The sequence below is a fragment of the Porphyromonas pogonae genome, from assembly GCF_036320655.1.
Classification (GTDB): Bacteria; Bacteroidota; Bacteroidia; order Bacteroidales; family Porphyromonadaceae; genus Porphyromonas; species Porphyromonas pogonae.
On sequence record NZ_CP143258.1, the window covers coordinates 1,722,548 to 1,741,119 of the forward strand.

Here is an 18,572-nt window from a genome sequence, read left to right on the forward strand (position 1 = left end):
TAACTATTTGTACCAACCAACCCTATTCCTGATAATATATTCGTTGTATGCGAGAGGATAGATTGGTGAGTATTTCGTAAGGAATGGTACTCATAGCATCAGCCATGCGATATAGAGGCATATCTGATGTCCCGAAAAGAACAATTCGGTCGCCTTCGTTTACATTAGTATCCGTTACATCTATCATGCAGGTATCCATACATATATTACCAATAGTGGGGCAGGGAATACCATTTATGATTATGAAATAATTTCCATTGCCCAATTTCCTGCTAAATCCATCGGCATAGCCTATGGGTATAATGGCTATTTTGCTATCACGAGTGAGTTTACCTTTACAACCATAGCCGATCGTATCACCGGCTGGCACCGTTTTTATCTGAAGTATTGTTGTTGATAAAGTCGCAATAGGATTAAACGCCTGATTGGTAACAGGGCTGAATCCATAAAGACCTATCCCTAAGCGAGCCATATCGTAGTGATGGGTGGCAAATCGTTCTATGCCGGCTGTGTTAAGAATATGCTTTAGAGGGGTATATCCCAGATGTCGGATGAAGGTTTCTGTCCCTTTTTCAAATATCTTTACTTGTTTGTCTGTGAAATCATCTTTCGACGGATCATCAGCTGCAGCAAGATGACTGAATACACTCATCACCTTCATGTTGTCAGAGGAATGTAGATAATCACCCAAAGCTTCCAATTCATTGATGTCAAATCCAAGACGATGCATGCCGGTGTCTATCTTGATATGGATAGGATACTTCTTGATATCTCTACTGATTAGTTCCTTCTCAAAATCTTTCAATAAATTGAGACTGTATATTTCTGGTTCAAGATTGTATTCAATCAGAGTATCCCATGTAACAAGCTCCGGATTCATTACTATTATAGGGCTTTTGATTCCTTTGTTGCGAAGATATTTGCCTTCATCAGCTACTGCTACTGCCAGATAATCCATATTCATATCCTGAAGGGTGCGTGCTATCTGATATGCTCCTATACCGTATCCTTGAGCTTTGATCATACATACCATCTTGACCCCTTTAGCAAGCATGCTCTTGTAGCGATTTACATTATCACGTATGGCATTGAGATCGACCTCAAGTATTGTCTGATGCATGTGTTGAGCAAGACGCTCCGTCAGTTTTTCAAAAGCAAATTTACGTGCACCTTTTATCAAGATAGAAGCATTATGCAAGTAATCCATTTTATGTGAGAGCAGGAGCTTTTCTGTACTTTCATAAAAGGAAGCGTTTAGGTTTCTGAAAAAATCGGCCTTTTCAGAGATATTTTTCCCCACACCTATTACATAATCTATATGAAATCGCTCTAGGGTAGATGCTAATTCTTTATAAAGTACTGCGCTGTTTTTATTGGACTCCTGAATATCAGATATAATAACAGCTTTCATATTAGACGAAGATTGACCGCGCCTTTTCTGAAAATCCAAGGCTATTTCCAGTGATAATAAATCATTACTATAGGCATCATTGATAATCGTATTGCCTCGATACCCATTTTTTACTTCAAGTCGCATTTCTACAGCCTTGAGTTTTTGGAACCTTTCACTATCACTTAAAATACTAGGTTTAATAACCATTAAGACTGTGAGACATTGAATGATATTTTCAATGGACGCGTTGTCTGTAAAAGGTATTGTAACAGACTGTTCCAATCCCATAAAGCGAAAAGTAATTGTAGTCTCTTTATCTGTTTTTTCAATATCTTTTATAAACATAGGAGCGTCTGTAATAGATTTGCTCCAGCCAACACCATTGATTATCAAACCTGAGCTTTGCATCAGATTTGATATCATGGGATTATCGGCATTATATATAATTGTGGGACAATCCTTGAATAGGATCATTTTTTCCCGAAGTTTTTCTACTACACTTTCAAAGTTTTCTTGGTGGGCATCGCCTATCCCGGTGATAACGCCAATCGTTGGTTTTATGATACCCTCCAACTTTATCATTTCTCCCGGTTTGGAAATACCTGCTTCGAAAATAGCAAGGTTATGCTCATTGGAAAGCTGCCATACTGATAGTGGAACACCTATTTGAGAGTTAAAGCTTTTGGGTGAACGGGCTATATTGAAATCTCGGCAAAGGAGCTGATACATAAATTCTTTTACTACCGTTTTGCCATTGCTCCCGGTAATGCCTATAACAGGGTAATTGATGAGTTCACGTTTGGTTTGTGCTATTTTTTGGAGAGCTTTTACGCTATCTTTTACCAAAATAAAATTAGCATCAGGGAAGTCATTGGCAAAGATTTCATAATCTTCCTGTACAATAAAGCTACGTACTCCTGTATTGTATAAATAGGGGATATAAAGATGTCCGTTGCCTAGGTCAGTGATAATAGCAAAAAACAACGTATTATCAACGGTGGATAGAGATCTGCTGTCTGTCAATAAGTTTTTGATCTCAATATTTTCCGATATTTGCCTATGTTCGGCTTTAAGCAGATTTGCAATTCCTTCAATTGTAAACATCGTGTGTGTCCCAAATTTATTTATAATAATCTATTATTAGAGTCTCTGTTCCAGCTCTTCATCATTGAGGTATAGTAGAGGATATTTATTTTTGAGTGCCTTAAGCTTATGTTCAGCCTGTTCCATCATAAGCATATAATTAGGGTCATCCTCATGTAGTGGTCTATGAGCAAATGTACTCTTAATTTTGCTAAGCATAGTCATGGCATCGTATAATTCGGGGGTAATAATCCAATCCTTAAACTTTTGTGAGATGTATTTTATTGCCAGATCCGATGGGTGAGCCATATCTTCTTTGTAGAATCTGTAATCCCGCAACTCATCCATCATGATTTCGTAAGCCGGAAAGTAAATAATATGATCAGGGAATTGCTTTTGTAATTCGTATGTAAAGAGGTGTAATATGGCTTTACTCACTTGATTTCCATGTGCCCCGTCTTTTAGGTGTCTGATAGGACTCACAGTAATGATTATCTTAAGCTCATTGTTTTTGCTGATAAGGGTTTGTATAAGAGGTTCCCAATATTGTAGTAATTCTTCTATCGAACAAAGCTTTCTCTCAAAGGAATAATCGGGTATCTTATGGCAATTCGTCACTACTTCACCTGTTTCTTTGTATCTGTATACGAATGCCGTACCCCACGTGAGACAAAGCCATTCCATTTCTTGCACAGCATTGATGCCTTTCAAAAAAGAATCATTGATCATGTCAAGTGTTTCTTTTTTATGAATGCCTGAGTATGATCCATGGTGCATAAAACTATGGTAAAGATCATTGTACTCAAACAAGTCATCTGCTGTAAAGAGTTCCTCTTTTAGAAGTTTTTTTATGCAACGTTCTATAGAAAGGGGGTTGTACAATGTCCCCATAGGATTTACCAATGTGCGAAATCCATTATGGTACATATACATCCCGATATTATCACTAAAACATGATCCCATGAATACCATCTGTTCACCGAACTTGATTTTTCGGGTCATTGGTTCGGGAGTTACCCTGGTAATAAATTCCATTTTGAAAATTAATTTACAATTTTTCTGTAATAGATGTTTGTTTCTTTCTCCTCAGCCATGCCGGAATAATGAAAACGCCAATAATCAGATTGGTATAATATGAAAAAAAGCGCCAGCATACCGCTGCCATCAGGGCAATGCTTGATGATGAGAAATAATCGGCATAATATACTTTGAACATATACTCACTCAATCCGCTCCCTCCCGGTGTGGGGCTTACTATCATTAATATCCACAAAACAAATTGTCTCGCCAATGCCAATAACTGGTTACCGCCTGTATTAAAAGCAAACAAGATGGCATTGACGATCATATATCTGAATATCCAAGAAACGGCGGATATCATGAAAGCCTGCATCCAAAAAGCAAAAGATTTTTGCTTCATTTCTCTGGCACATATTTCAAGATCTTTGTTTAGAATCTCAATATTATGCTTCCATTTTCTCAATCCGGGGAGACTAAAAAACAGTAAAAGCACTTTTGCCGTCCAAGAAGGCTTGACGAAAAGTGATATATATAGCATTACAGTGTATAAAACAATTACAACGTACAAACTAAAAAAGACGATTGAAATACCGGAATAAAGTACTGGCGTATTACTGAAAAGATCATCCAATGTAGTGAAAAGTAAAATTACACCGCAGGACAAACTGAAAAATAATTCATCGAGAAAAAGACAAGTAATGGTAATAGCTGTAGATTTTCCCATATTAAGTCCTTCACGATTAAGGAACCAGATAAGCAGAGTACTCCCGCCAACTATTCCGGGCGTTACAGCAGAAGTAAACTCAACAAGCGAGTTTACTTCAAAGCTCTGTTTCATGGATAGCTGCTCTGATGAGAGTAGCCTAAACCTGTAGGTCATAAGCATAAACTGAATGACAAAAAAAACAAGAGCCGCAGACAGACCGGCATAGAACTGTATGTCAATAACGAGTGTATCAAAATCACTGGGATCAAACTCATTCCACAAAATAATACCTACTACGCTGAGCCCTATCAGGATTGGTATCCATACGTGCTTTACGTTGCCTGCTACTTTCTGTCCGGCATCTTTCATCTCATATTCTTCTTATCATGCAGCAACGAACTTGCCACAAGCGTTACTAATCGATATACCGTTTTGTAATATCTCCGAAATAATCAATTCTTCTATCACGGAAGAATGGCCACCATCGTCTTACATTTTCTGTTCTTTTGAAATCAATGTTTGCTACACATGCTTCTTCATCAAGACCAAGTTGGGCAATAATCTCTCCTTGCGGCCCTGCAATAAAACTGTGTCCCCAAAACTTGATTCCGTTTGTTTGGCATGAAGGATCCTCTTCCATTCCCACACGATTTACAGCTATTACAGGTACTCCATTGGCCACAGCATGCCCTCTCTGTACTATCTGCCACGCATCACGCTGCCTTGTCTGCTCTTCATCTTTATCAGAAGATTCCCAACCTATGGCCGTAGGGTAAATAAGAAGCTCTGCTCCTTTAAGAGCCATAAGTCTGGCTGCCTCGGGATACCATTGATCCCAACACACCAATACTCCCAACTTGCCTGCAGAAGTCTGTATAGGTTCAAATCCAATATCTCCCGGTGTGAAGTAAAACTTCTCATAATAAGCGGGGTCATCAGGGATATGCATCTTTCGGTATTTACCGGCAATAGATCCGTCTTTTTCTACAACCACGGCTGTGTTGTGATAAAGACCGGGTGCTCTTTTCTCAAAAAGAGAAAGGACTATTACAATACCCAGTTCTTTCGCAATATTCCCATAATAATGAGTACTGGGACCAGGTATTGTTTCAGCTTGATTAAACACTTCTACATCTTCCGTTTGGCAGAAGTAAAGTCCATTGTGTAGCTCTTGAAGCACCACGAGTTCAGCTCCTTTTTCTGCTATGGCTCTTATGCTTTTTTCGAGCTTTAATTTGTTTGCTTCTATATCCGATGTATTAGCTTGCTGTATTATTCCTACTTTCATTTCCATTTATTTTTATTCATAAAACCTAAGGGAAATTGCATGGTGGCACAGTGCAGACTACCATGTTGCTGCACCAGAGCTGTACAGTCTATCCCTACGACTTCTCTTCCCGGTAAAGCATTTCTGAGGGCATCCAATGTCATCTTATCATACTCAGGTTGATTGTAAATAGGAACCAATAAAGCGTCATTGACAAAAAGAAAGTTAGCATATGTAGCCGGTAGTCTGCATCCGTTACTGTCATGCATAGGCTTGGGCAGTGGCAATGGAATCAACTGATAGGGTTTTCCGTCAGAAGTCGTAAAACCTTGCAGTTCCTTTTCCATCTCTTGTAAATCGCGGTAATGGCTATCATCATTATCATAGCATTTTACATAGGCTATGGTGCATGGGTCTATAAACCTTGCCAATGTATCTACATGTCCGTCAGTATCGTCTCCTTCCAGCATCCCGTTTTTCAAAATGAGAAGTCTTTCTGCTCCCAATGATTCTTGGATGATATCAGTCAATTCATCAGGACTGAATCCCGGATTCCTATTAGGCTCCAGAAGGCAACTCTCTGTTGTGAGTATAGTGCCGATGCCGTCTGATTCCACAGAGCCTCCCTCCAAAACGAGCAACAAGCGGTTGATATATTCCACATCTTTGGCGTAAGCTCGGGAAATGTACAGTAATCGTCCCAAAAGATTGTCAAAATTTGATGCAAATTTCATACCCCATCCATTGAATGTGTAATCGGCTACAGCCGTCCTCTCTTTATCATCTTTGCGGATTCTTAGAGATAGCGGGGCATAGTCTCTGCACCATGTATCATTGGATGGCATTTCCATCACAAATAGTTCGTGTGGATATTCTTTGCCTGAAAATAGAGTCTTTATTTCTTGAGGTTCAGGAGTCAGTATCAGCAAATCTTCGTATCCAAGGATATTCTCAGCAATATTCAGGTAACATTTTGTTACTTCATCAAGCATATATTCCCAATCGCTACCCTTGTGAGGCCATGATATCACTATCAAATCTTGTTTTTCCCATTCAGGAATCAGTGTTATTTTTTCAGTCATTATGGAATATTACAATTTTAGTTTATTATACTCATTCACCAGTTCCTCCCATTTGTAAGGATCATTGATCCAAAACCTGAAGTCTTTGCCTTGAGCAATAGCCTGCCGTATCATTGTGGAAGATATTTCCAGTAAAGGGGCCTCACTCATGTATACAAATTTACCACTGATATTCCTTTCTTTAAAATCATATCCGTTTCTGGGATAAATGTAAATAGGTAGAAGATTGAGTAAAACTTCATAAGCATGCCATAGTTCAATTTTAGACCAATTGTCAGCACCTATAATAAGGCTGAAATGATCACCCGGATATAACATATGCAAGGCTCTGACAGTATTCACTGTATAATGGGGATGAGGTAAATAGGCCTCTATACAACACAATTTATAACGTGGATTACCTTGAAATGTATCGATGATGAGGCGTGATCGGAAATCGAAATCCAATTGATCCGATTTGTTTTTATGCGGATTAAGTGGGCTAAGCACTAACCATATTTCATCAAAGCCATATTGCTCGACAGTGTAATTAGCCAAAGCCATATGTCCTATATGCAGGGGATTGAACGATCCGAAGTATAGTCCTATCTTGCGACTTCCGTTTTTTTCTTTCTTTATCATTTAGATAAGCTCCAAAGTTTTTTGGGCTAAAAATATTTCTTCGGGGTCACCGGTATGTTTACCCTGCACATCGCTCAGTTTAATGCATTTGTGCCATTTATCTTTTTCGGTCATTTTGCACTTCCATAGCTTCATTACAATATTCATGGGTTTTACATGATCACCTACGTCATTGGAGAGATTGGTTCCGATGCCGAAGCCTGCTCCAATGCGGCCTTGACAACTCCTTTTGATTTCTATTGCCTTTTCCGTATCCAGACCATCAGAAAAAATGATATATTTTATTTGTGGATCTACCTTTAGTTCTTGATATCTATTGATTGCCTTATCTATAAAAGTGTAGGGGTCTCCACTATCGTGCCTTAGGCTGGTAAAAAGCATTGCATGCTTTTTGCTGAAATTGCGCATAAATACGTCTGTGGTGTAAGTGTCCGTAAGCACTGTTCCCAGATCACCATCATAAACATTGATCCAATTTTCCATGGACATATAATTGGCCATTTTATATCCAAACATGGCGCCGTGAAACTGTATCCACTCATGCGGATGAGTACCGGATACCTTGATGTTGTGTTTATAAGCCAGATACACATTACTTGTACCGAAAAAGCACTCTTCTCCACGTTGTTTGAGTCTTTCCGTAACCCAATCTTCAATATCAAAACTAAATCTTCGTCTCATCCCGAAGAATGAGAACCTGATATCATTCTCCTTGAATAGATCAATCTTCAGGTCAAGAGCCTCTCGGGCATAGTCCATATTAGGTTTGATACCTTTTATTTTATAATACAGTTCACTCACAAGAGCAAGTAATGGTGTTTCCCATAGTGTTACTCTATATAGGAGCCCTTCCGCAAGAATAGACAGATGGTTGTCACTGTCTATCTCCACCTTTATTTCTTCAGGATTGAAACGGAAACCTTTGAGAAAGTCAATATATATGGGGGGGAGATAAGGTAGCTCTTTTCTCAGAAAAATAGCTTCACTGTCAGTGAGAGCTAAGTCAGACATAAACTGAATTTCTTCTCTCAGTTTTTCAACAAAACCTTCAGGGTAACTCTCGTTGCCTCGGTCAATAAATTTAAATTGTCCGTATGCTCGCGGAAAAAGTTTGGCATATGCGTAACTTGTAGTAAACTTATATAAGTCTGTATCTAATATGCTTTTAATAATGCCCATTGTGATGTTTTTTAGAGGTGTAAACTTAAAATTGAGGTGGATTTTTGATATAAAGCCTTAGTTCAATCCCCCTGTTTGTTATCTGATTCGGTTGTTGAGGTTTGGTTATATTTTTCGATCAATCGCTTTGCCCTTTCTTCACTTATAATCTCCGTATTGGTTATATAATATTTTGGACTAAGAAAATCACCTATTTGGTTGCATTTGTTTATGTAGTCTTCAAACACATTGGCTATAGGGGCACTAAAAGGCATCAAAAATTTGAATAAACAATAATGACCCTTGCATTCATACATCTCTATTTCTCCTTTATTCTGTGAGATTGCTAATTCAAATTCTTTTCTAAGTAAGTTTTCTTGATATACTTCAAAGTCCAGAATATTTTTATGGAATACAAGTCCCATCATACGCATCATACCATTGTGACCACCAAGACCTGTAGTAAGAGCTATTTGCTTTTCATCCATAATCTCTGATATTACACCTATCTTTGCTTCCATCTCAGCCATGAGAGCCCATTGGCGTAATGACTGCGAAAGTATATTTGAGGCAAGAAATTTTTCAATAAGCCTCAGAGCTTCTATTCTTACTCCGGATGCTATACGGGAAAGGTATAACTTCTTGATGTCTTCAGGTACATCGGGGTCAAATAGAGTTTCTTCGGCATACATGATCTCTTCGTCATCCATAGCGAATTTAGCAGCTTTGAGTTGTGCTGAGTTGTGGAAATATTCATTTTGCAGAACAAGAGGAATAGGCTCATCCAACTGATGAATGCGTGAAAGCATTTCATCTGAAAATGACGGTATCTGATTTATTTTATTATTCAGTTTGTTCATAATTTGCAAAGATAAAGTTTTCGCACATTTGACACCATTTTTACAATATCAATCTTCGCGCATATTTCACTTTTATTGAAACAAATGAGAATTTGTTTAGTTGCACAGTTCTTTTGTATCCTTTTAATCTGCCCGGTATTTATAGCTTAATGTACACTAGCATGTTTTTCTTTGGCTTTTATTTTTGCGTTTTTGGCAAGTATACTGGTGTCTTAGCCTAAGGTAATTCTTTAGTGATTGCAATATGTTCAGTTTCTAATCAGGCTAATTACCATAATATGTATATAAAAAAACAATAATGCTACTTGCAATAAATCAGTAAGATAGAGCATTATATATTGCTTGATGTATTTGTTGCCTGATATTATTTGTAATAAGTAAGGTATTGAGGCGTGATGGATATGTTCTGTTGGAAAGGAAGATAAAGCCGATTTGTTTATCAGGGTCTATCCAGAAACATGTTCCTGTAAAGCCTGTGTGTCCGTAAGATGATGCTGAGAGGCATCAGAAGCAGCCAAACTCGCTCCTGTAAAACGAGGCTTGTCAAATCCTAAACATCTATATCCGTGTACCCCCGTATTGCTAATAAATTGTTTGAATATTTTGGAAGGGATGATCTGTTTACCTTCATATATTCCATTATTCATATACAACATGAGTATTTTGGCTAGTTCTTCCGCTGAACCAAACAAGCCGGCATTACCGGCTATACCTCCCATACATGCAGCAGTCTCATCATCTACAGTTCCTTGTACTATTCGTTTGCGCAGAAAATTGTCTTTATGTGATGGAGCGATTGTCTCTTTTTTGATTCCTTTTTCAAGAGGATTAAAGTATAAGTGTACACCCATTGGTGAATAGATGTTTTTTTGAATAAAATCATCTAAAGACATATCTGTTGAATTCTCTACAATGTGTTGTAGAAGTAAAAAGCCAATGTCGCTGTATTTATAGCTGCCTCGACCCCTTAGGGGTGTAAAGGCAATTCTATCAAGCATCTTATCCTTGAAACCATTTTTCAGGAATATTCCGGGGGCAAAAGTATATGGATATTCCTTGGAACGTTTAGAAGAAACCCATAATGCATCCCAATCAAATGATGGGTTTCCCCATGCATTGCGTCCTATTTTTATACCTTCACGGAATGGTTTGTAACGGATAAGTGCTCCTGAATAACTTGATGAATCTATCAGATCCGTATAGAAGTTGATAGAAGGTGTAAGTCCCGCCTGATGCAGCAATAACTCTTTTACTGTTATGTTCTCTAAAGGGGTATCAGCAAACCTGTATACATGATCACCCAGCTTGGTATTAAGACTTATTTTGTGCTGTGCTATAAGTAACATCACAGCAGGTGTTGTGGCTATGGCTTTTGTAACAGATGCGAGATCGTACAGCGTTTTATTATTCACAGCAGGTGCTCCTGCTGATCCTGTGAGTGTACCAAAGCTTTTATTGTATATAATATTGTCTTTACTGATTACCACAATTTGGCATCCCGGGTAAGCTCCTTTTTGAATGCCCTCCTTAGCCAATCGGTCTATAGCACTTAGTGAAATAGGATTAATAATGTGCTTTGAGAGGGTATTAGGCATTGTAGGGAGTTTTACGCTTTGTTTGCCATCTGTACCAAAAAGTCTGTAAACTACGGCATCTACAGATTCTTTACAATATTCGTAAGCTATGAGTACAGCTTTACTATTCGAGAAGGATGAGCTATTTCGATCCCAATAGTACGGTGAAGTAAATAGGTTGAGGATTACAGGTGTCTTTTTTGTCAATCGGCTTATTAGTGGTACCGCTTTAGTAGAAGTGTTGTACTGATTCACGATTACCATATCATAGGATGACAGCTTTTGTTCTATTTTTGTAACTTCTGCACTATTGGCAGGCAGTACCATGTGTGTTACTGTACCATATTTACTTACCATATTCTCAAATAAAGAGCCTTGGTTGCCTATGTTTAATACAGCTATGGATTTGTATTTACCCTCACGAAGTTTTTCAATAGTGTTATCAGTGTTTTTACGAACCAATAGGCTATTGCGCCAAAGTTTCTGGCAGAGGGCGATGGAAGCAGGAGTATAAATCTGATTTTTTACATCGTCCGGTAGTGTAGGCTCAGCCGATTTGGCATCCATGATTAGTCTGTATTTGTATTCCAATACCTTTTTGCATTTAGCATTGATCAGGGATTCACTCAGCACACCTGTCTTGACAGCATCCACGACTTCTTGTAGAGCTTTTGATGGACTAATAGGTCCCAGCAAAATATCATTACCGGCAGCAAGAGCCCTTACGGATATAGGATTTTTGGAAGAGGATTGGACTCCTCTCATCTCCAAACCGTCAGTAAAAACAAGTCCCTTGAAACCCATTTTGTTTTTGAGTAAGTCTGTAGTAATCCTATAACTCAATGAGGATGGAATAGGCTCAGGCTCTAATGCAGGTACTCTGAGATGCCCTACCATGATGCCCCCTAAGCCTGAGCGGATATACTCTCTGAAAGGTAACAACTCTGTCTTTTCTAATGACGACCGAGATGCTGATACGCTTGGCAAAGTCTTATGAGAATCTTCGGACGTATTGCCATGCCCCGGGAAATGCTTACCTACAGCCAATACGCCACCATCTTCGAGCCCTTTGGCATAAGCAATGGCTTTGCATGAGACTATCATGGGATCACTACCAAAACTACGTGTACCTATTACGGGATTCTGGGGATTGTTATTGACATCCAGTACCGGTGCAAAATTGATAAATATGTCCATAATACGGCATTGTCGTGCTACTTCTCTGCCATATTGATAAATGAGGCTATTGTCAACGATGTTGGATAACGCCATATTTCTAGGATATCTTGGTGCATCTTTGAGCCTCATATTGAGTCCCCACTCGCCATCCAGCGATACCAGCAAAGGGATATTACTTGTCCGTTGTAACTCATCAGACATGGTCTTCTGAGTTTCTAAATATCCTTTCTGAAATAATATACCTCCCCAATGCTCTTTGGCTATCTTATTTCTGATGAGTCTGATTGATTCAGGTCTATCTGACGGGTTTACAACAGGCATTATCAGTTGACCCACCTTTTCCTCTAATGTCATGCCTTGCATGGTTCTATTTACCCATCGATTCATCTCTGATGAATTGACTTTTTTGAATAAATTTGAGGGAAGGGTATTATTATGCTGAGCATGTATATACAACATACTCAATAGTGCAATAAGTGCGTAAAAAATGTATTTCCTCAGCTTGTTCATTGTAAAATACGATCCTATACCGGATATGGACTACACGGTATAGAGTGAATTAAATGAGAAAACCTCTACATTAATCCTATGGGACAGAAGCTTTTGATATGCTTGAACATTATTTCATATCCGGCAAATCGCTACCGTCAAACCCAAAAGGTAACAATGTTTTATTGTCTTCTATTATTACTGCTTGTTCTTCTCCACAAAGGAGAACCTCAAAAGGATGAAATCTTGTAGCTGTTTCCATCATCACTTGACGACATGAACCGCAAGGTGAGATGAAGGGAACCCTTTGGCCTCCGCTAAAGGCTACAATCAAAAGTTTCTCCACAGAATTATCAGGATATTTTGCTCCTGCATAGAAGAGAGCAGTGCGTTCAGCGCACGTGCCTGAAGGATATGCGGCGTTTTCTTGATTGGATCCGCCTACAATGATGCCATTATCAAGTAATACGGCAGCTCCTACCTTAAATCTGCTATAGGGAGCGTGGGCTTTGAGAGCAAAACTAATAGCCGTGTCTTCTAATTTCTTTTCAATATCGGAAAATTCATTTTTCCGAACAATCTTATATGGAATTTCTATAGATGATCTTTTCATGCTTTGAATGTTATCGAACTTAAAGATAAGGCATATTATCCGTTAATTCAAATCATAATACATGCTTTATGGAGACTGTTGCAAAAGTCAACAGTCTTGTGGATTTTGGAGGCAAAGCCGACAAAAGACACTTTGACCGGACAGAGAGGGTAAAGTGCAAGGCGCTAAGAGTGAGTGCACAGGGAGTTTACTTCAGGTAAATGACCAAGCGCGAATCTCGCAAGCAACGAAGCAATTGGCCTGTTATGCAACGGTCTCTTATGGTCTATTAAAAAAACTGATAATGTTTGCAGGACAAGAACATCGTTTTTGCCTAAAAGCCTCCATTATTGGTTCGTATCTATATTTAGAGGTCGATCTCTATTGTAATAATCAGGTATGATCGGTCTGATAATCTCTGAATTTTTTCCGTGCTTTGAGTATCTTTGATGTCTGTAATCTATTAACTATATCATCAAATGCGTATTTCTCAATTTTTATCAAGAGTCCTATCTCTTACTATCTGTTTTCTTATCTTTAGCCCCATTGCCTATGGAGCAAGATATGACACCGTCTATCGTAATAGTATATTCAAAGAACAACCTATTGTGTTCAATCCTAAAATACATCCTGAGGCATATGCACTCAAAGACGGTGTCGTTTACCTTGGCAATGGCAGGGTAGTGCTCAAGAAAATAAATATTCCTTATTTCAAGAGAGACTCCAAAGTTTATATCAAGATCAAATTGCAATCCAATGGTGATCCGTGGGATAAGTCAGGCTCATGTTTTGTATTACCCACGACCTCTGATATCAATATGATCAAGGTAATTCAGAACACTGGCAAATATCCTATAATTGATAGCAATAAACTTGAAAAATTTGTGGGGATTGTTCCCGGAAAAGGATTTGAACCTGTAGTCGAACTCATGCGTTTTATGACTCCTTTCGGTGTAGGGGCTTTTACTCCAAAAGACAGTCTCTTGGCTGAAAAGAGAACTCCTGTTTATATTGATGGATTTGCTCCCTATATGGAGTGGAATCAGGAAATAACTGATCGTTTACCCCTGCTTAGAGGTGAAGTCTATGTTGGTACATTCATAGATACATGGACAGAAAAGGGGTATAAAATATCAGTGGAGCTTATGATCTCTCAAAGTAATATAAAATCGGATCATCAGAAAAAAACGTATCTCAAGTCACTGATCAATACCGTATATTACCCCGGTCAGTCCATTCCTGATCTTTTTGCTCGCAAATCCGTAGAAATACCTTTTACAATCCCCATAAATGCAAAAAATGTAAGACTTCATTATATAACATCAGGACATGGCGGACATGAAGGTGGGGATGAATTTGTACAGCGCAGAAACATCATATCATTGAATGGGAATGAAATTTACAATTTTATTCCTTGGAGAAATGATTGCGCTTCTTTTCGTCGTTATAATCCCTCTACAGGTGTATGGCTCAAAAAGAGGAATGTAGCCTATATCTCAGACGAAGGAAAGCGTGTCGAGAAAGTTGTAGAAGAGCCGATAGCCTCTTCAGACTTGTCTCGATCCAACTGGTGTCCCGGGAGTGATGTTAGTCCTGTAACAATTCCTTTAGGGAAAATAAGCAAGACTTCTAATATCCTTAAAATTGCTATCCCTCAAGCTCAACCGGCAAAAGATAATGCACTTAATCATTGGTTAATTTCCGCATGGATAACTTGGGAATAATAAAGCATAAGTAGAGATGGATGGGGCTTTTCGAATATTCGGAAAGCCCCATCTTTTTATGCAATCTTTTGTCAGAATGATATGAATTGTGCTTCCTTTATTTCTTATCTCCTGGCTAAAAGAATGACAGTCCATGGACACTAGATGAGTATTCTGATAATATAAAGAATCAATATGATGACATCATATACAAAAATCAAAGGAGTTGCTAAATATTTAGTATATTTAAGCCGTTGGATCGGTGTATAATTACCGAGCTTAACCGTGATGAACATTGATAAGTAACTAACTAATCAAAAATACTAAAACATGAAACTACCTTTTTCCGAGGCTTACCGTATCAAGATGGTTGAGCCTATTCGTAAAAGTACACGTGAAGAGCGTGAACAATGGATCAAAGATGCTAAGTACAACCTTTTTATGCTGAAAAGCGATAATGTATTTATTGATTTACTCACAGATTCCGGTACTGGTGCGATGAGCGACAAACAATGGTCTGAAATGATGCTGGGTGATGAAAGCTACGCCGGAGCTCGCTCATACTATAAGATGAAAGATGCGATCAAAAATATTTTGGGTTTTGATTACTTTTTACCTACCCACCAAGGACGGGCAGCTGAGAATGTTTTGTTCTCTACAATTATAAAGGAAGGAGATATTATACCCGGTAATTCACATTTTGACACCACAAAAGGTCACATTGAGTTCCGTAAAGCTCTGGCGCCTGATTGTACTATTGATGAGGCTGCGGATACTCAGCTTGAGATTCCGTTCAAGGGTGAAATGGACCTAAAAAAATTGGAAAAAATACTGAAAGAAACGCCCAAAGAAAAAATACCCTGTGTAGTACTCACTATAACCAATAATACCGCAGGAGGGCAACCTGTTTCTATGAAGAATATCAGAGAGACATCAGAGTTGTGCCATAAATACGGTATCAGATTGTTGCTTGATTCAGCTCGTTTTGCCGAAAACGCCTATTTTATCAAAACACGTGAACCCGGTTATGCTGACAAGACAATCAAAGAGATAGTCAAAGAAATATTCTCGTATGGTGATATGATGACCATGTCCAGTAAGAAGGATGCTATTGTGAATATGGGAGGTTTTGTAGCCTTTAAAGATCCTGATCTATGGAAAAAATGTCAGATGTTTTGCATCATGAATGAAGGCTTTATTACTTATGGAGGAATGAGCGGACGAGACATGAATGCATTAGCTCAAGGCCTTGATGAAGGAACAGATTTTGATATGCTTGAAACCCGAATCAAACAAGTGGAGTATTTAGGTCAAAAATTGGACGAATATGGCATTCCTTATCAACGTCCTGCCGGTGGACATGCTATATTCTTGGATGCAAAACAAATTCTTACGCATGTACCCAAAGAGGAATTTATAGCTCAAACATTGGGCGTGGAGCTTTACCTCGAAGCCGGTGTGCGTGGGGTAGAGATCGGGTCTATACTTGCTGATAGAGACCCTGAAACCCGGGAAAATCGTTATCCACGTCTTGAGTTGCTTCGTCTGGCAATTCCGAGACGTACATATACCAATAATCATATGGATGTGGTTGCTGCCGCAGTAAAGAATGTGTATGATCGTCGTGAAAGTATTACACATGGTTATCGTATTACTTACGAATCTCCGGTGATGCGACACTTTACTATAGAACTCGAGAAGATCTGATAGCAGAGTATCTAACCTTTCTCCAATTTTTAGTAGAAAGCTATTGGATTTATTTATCTGTGACTATTGCGTAAAAGTTTCTTGAGACCGTTGCATAGTAGGCAAATTGCTTCGTTGCTTGCGAGATTCGCGCTAGGTCATTTACCTGAAGTAAACTCCCTGTGCACTCACTCTTAGCGCCTTGCACTTTACCTTCTCTGCCCGGTCAAAGTGTCTTTTGTCGGCTTTGCCTCCAAAATCCATGAGACTGTTGACTTTTGCAACAGTCTCTTCTTATGAGAGCGACGGACAGTATTTATGCTTAATGATCGAAAGGCTTCTTTCTTTAACAGGAAGTCAGCCTTTCTTCTTTTATACCCTTGAATACATCATGGTTCTCTTTTAATCCTAAAAGTGATATCGAGAATTGATTGCAAAAATCGGTGTCTCTTACAATTGCCTGGTTTTTATAACTTTTGAGGAAGTGTAATCTGACATAATGAAAAGTTTTTGTCGTTGTCATATTGCAGTCATTTTTCATTTAATAATATATAAATGGTGTAACTTGTCGATAATTATTGTCATTTTGTAAAATAGAAGGGTATTTGTTATTATTCTCATTTCACCCCATATAAAGCTAGTAAGCTCTTAATATTTTTCTAACTAGGTTGTACTATTTTCTTAGTTACACTTTTTCTGTTTTCTAACTAGTCGTCCCTTAAAAAGCACATTTCAGCGCAATCCTCTCCATTGGGAGTGTTTCGCTGATTTTGTTTATTAGGTACAAAAGAAGCTTCATGGCTCTTTTGAAGTTATATGCCGCTGCAGCTAACATTACATTGATAGCATCCCCGAAGAGCCCTTTGTAAAAGTTACGTCCTAAGCGATAATCTGACTTCAAATGTCCGATAGTTGGTTCTATTCCTGCACGCTTGCAGAAAAGTCGATGCTTCTTTTTACGTTGATAATAACTGTCTTTAGCTTTTGGAGTGTCAGGAATCAATATTTGCGTACCGTTTATTTCTTTTTTCCCACGGTAACCTCTATCTCCGGCCAATTTCTTAATCCTTTCTCCCGTGAGTCTCTTCACCTGATCGAGGCTTTGCTCTATGGTATGTCCGTCATACTCATTACGGAAAGAAGAGGCTCCCAAAATCACTCCCGTCATGGAGCGTATAATCGAGACTTTGTTTCCAAACTCATATTTTTTGTGCTCCTTACCTTTACTGATGCATTGAACATCCGGTTCATGAATAGAATAAATCTTTTGAGTGGAATTACGCCGTTGCGAAAGAATCCTTTCAAAGAGGGAAATGAGTTTGTCGTACTCCCTGTTATTACCCAGGTTTCGTTTAAGTTCCCGAACCAAACGTCCCGCTATTGTTCGTAACCGTTTATCCGCTTTAAGAGCTTTCTTACGGTTCTTGGGATGGTTGCGAAAACGTTGATCCCGATAAATTCTTTTCAATACGAAAGTATAGCTTTGACGAATGGGTAGATTGAGAGCCCTTACGATTTTGAGAACCTTGCCTACTATCTTCTTATGCAACTTGGCATCTGTAGGATAAGTCACATTCTTTTCCTGCACGGTGGAGTCTATAAAAGCGGTATCGTGGTGATCCTTCTCATTTTTGTCATCATTCACACGAATACTTTCTGCAAGAATAAGCTCTATCCCTCTTTCGCCGATACGTTTGCGGAAGTGAACCAGTTCCGAGGCATTGCAGGGAAAGGAAGGAGTAAACTCCTGCATGCCACAAAAATATTGAAAATAAGCGTTCTCACTCCATTGTTCTACAACAGATTCATCTGAAATATTGCGCAAATGCTTCAGAATTAAAAGACCACACATTAAACGAATAGGCTTACCGGGACGACCATTGTCAGGGCAATACAAGGAAGAAAAATCCTCTTCGAACCTTTTCCAATCGATTTTATGGGAAAGTTTATACAGAGGATGTTGCTGGTTAAGCAAATCGTCCAGCGAAGAGAATAGAGATTGAACTGTTTGAGTAGGGCGTATCATAAAAAATCTGCAAGTTTCTACATCCAAAGATACAAAAACTTGCAGATTTATCAAAGAGTATAAGAATGTAATTCACTGTATATCAGAAAATAAACGCGATTTTAAGGGGCGACTAACTAACAAAATAGTACAA

At 38.6% G+C, this 18,572-nt stretch carries 14 protein-coding genes; 2 read left to right on the forward strand and 12 right to left on the reverse strand.

Features of this window, described 5'->3' with window-relative positions; genetic code table 11:
- Positions 1-22 precede the first annotated feature (22 nt).
- The 11 genes from VYJ22_RS06770 to VYJ22_RS06820 form a co-directional block, all read right to left on the reverse strand.
- The gene (locus VYJ22_RS06770; RefSeq protein ID WP_329903137.1) at positions 23-2,497 is read right to left on the reverse strand and encodes a bifunctional UDP-N-acetylmuramoyl-tripeptide:D-alanyl-D-alanine ligase/alanine racemase; all 2,475 of its coding nucleotides are present in this window, start codon (positions 2,495-2,497) and stop codon (positions 23-25) included.
- Positions 2,498-2,533: 36 nt separating this feature from the next.
- Positions 2,534-3,511, reverse strand: a complete 978-nt coding sequence (locus VYJ22_RS06775) for a GSCFA domain-containing protein (RefSeq protein WP_329903138.1) — start codon at positions 3,509-3,511, stop codon at positions 2,534-2,536.
- Between the two features lie 13 nt (positions 3,512-3,524).
- The gene (locus tag VYJ22_RS06780; protein WP_329903140.1) at positions 3,525-4,571 is read right to left on the reverse strand and encodes a lysylphosphatidylglycerol synthase transmembrane domain-containing protein; all 1,047 of its coding nucleotides are present in this window, start codon (positions 4,569-4,571) and stop codon (positions 3,525-3,527) included.
- Between the two features lie 46 nt (positions 4,572-4,617).
- Positions 4,618-5,490 (reverse strand): carbon-nitrogen hydrolase, encoded by an 873-nt coding sequence (locus VYJ22_RS06785; protein ID WP_329903142.1) that lies wholly within the window; start codon positions 5,488-5,490, stop codon positions 4,618-4,620.
- Positions 5,487-6,551 carry an agmatine deiminase family protein gene (locus VYJ22_RS06790; protein WP_329903143.1) on the reverse strand — a complete coding sequence of 355 codons (1,065 nt, stop codon included), beginning with the start codon at positions 6,549-6,551 and terminating at the stop codon, positions 5,487-5,489. The genes VYJ22_RS06785 and VYJ22_RS06790 overlap by 4 nt, the downstream gene beginning before the upstream one ends.
- 9 nt (positions 6,552-6,560) lie before the next feature.
- Positions 6,561-7,172 carry a nicotinate (nicotinamide) nucleotide adenylyltransferase gene (gene nadD / locus VYJ22_RS06795; protein ID WP_329903144.1) on the reverse strand — a complete coding sequence of 204 codons (612 nt, stop codon included), beginning with the start codon at positions 7,170-7,172 and terminating at the stop codon, positions 6,561-6,563.
- Complete coding sequence (gene pncB, locus VYJ22_RS06800) at positions 7,173-8,351, reverse strand: nicotinate phosphoribosyltransferase (RefSeq protein ID WP_329903145.1); 1,179 nt, start codon at positions 8,349-8,351, stop codon at positions 7,173-7,175.
- 62 nt (positions 8,352-8,413) lie between these two features.
- Positions 8,414-9,190: a hypothetical protein gene (locus VYJ22_RS06805; protein ID WP_329903146.1), complete on the reverse strand. Its 777-nt coding sequence runs from the start codon at positions 9,188-9,190 to the stop codon at positions 8,414-8,416.
- Between the two features lie 315 nt (positions 9,191-9,505).
- Complete coding sequence (locus VYJ22_RS06810) at positions 9,506-9,640, reverse strand: hypothetical protein (protein ID WP_329905588.1); 135 nt, start codon at positions 9,638-9,640, stop codon at positions 9,506-9,508.
- The gene (locus VYJ22_RS06815; protein WP_329903147.1) at positions 9,637-12,330 is read right to left on the reverse strand and encodes a glycoside hydrolase family 3 N-terminal domain-containing protein; all 2,694 of its coding nucleotides are present in this window, start codon (positions 12,328-12,330) and stop codon (positions 9,637-9,639) included. The genes VYJ22_RS06810 and VYJ22_RS06815 overlap by 4 nt, the downstream gene beginning before the upstream one ends.
- Positions 12,331-12,562: 232 nt before the next feature.
- Positions 12,563-13,045 carry a cytidine deaminase gene (locus VYJ22_RS06820; protein ID WP_329903148.1) on the reverse strand — a complete coding sequence of 161 codons (483 nt, stop codon included), beginning with the start codon at positions 13,043-13,045 and terminating at the stop codon, positions 12,563-12,565.
- 458 nt (positions 13,046-13,503) lie between these two features.
- On the opposite strand from VYJ22_RS06820, the gene VYJ22_RS06825 reads away from it, so the two are divergent.
- Together VYJ22_RS06825 and VYJ22_RS06830 are read left to right on the forward strand one after the other, a co-directional pair.
- On the forward strand, positions 13,504-14,748 hold the full coding sequence (locus VYJ22_RS06825; protein ID WP_329903150.1) for a peptide-N-glycosidase F-related protein: 1,245 nt from the start codon (positions 13,504-13,506) through the stop codon (positions 14,746-14,748).
- Between the two features lie 309 nt (positions 14,749-15,057).
- The gene (locus VYJ22_RS06830) at positions 15,058-16,434 is read left to right on the forward strand and encodes a tryptophanase (RefSeq protein WP_329903151.1); all 1,377 of its coding nucleotides are present in this window, start codon (positions 15,058-15,060) and stop codon (positions 16,432-16,434) included.
- Between the two features lie 697 nt (positions 16,435-17,131).
- Here the strand turns inward: VYJ22_RS06830 and VYJ22_RS06835 are convergent.
- The gene (locus tag VYJ22_RS06835; RefSeq protein WP_329903152.1) at positions 17,132-18,439 is read right to left on the reverse strand and encodes an IS5 family transposase; all 1,308 of its coding nucleotides are present in this window, start codon (positions 18,437-18,439) and stop codon (positions 17,132-17,134) included.
- Between the last annotated feature and the right edge of the window lie 133 nt (positions 18,440-18,572).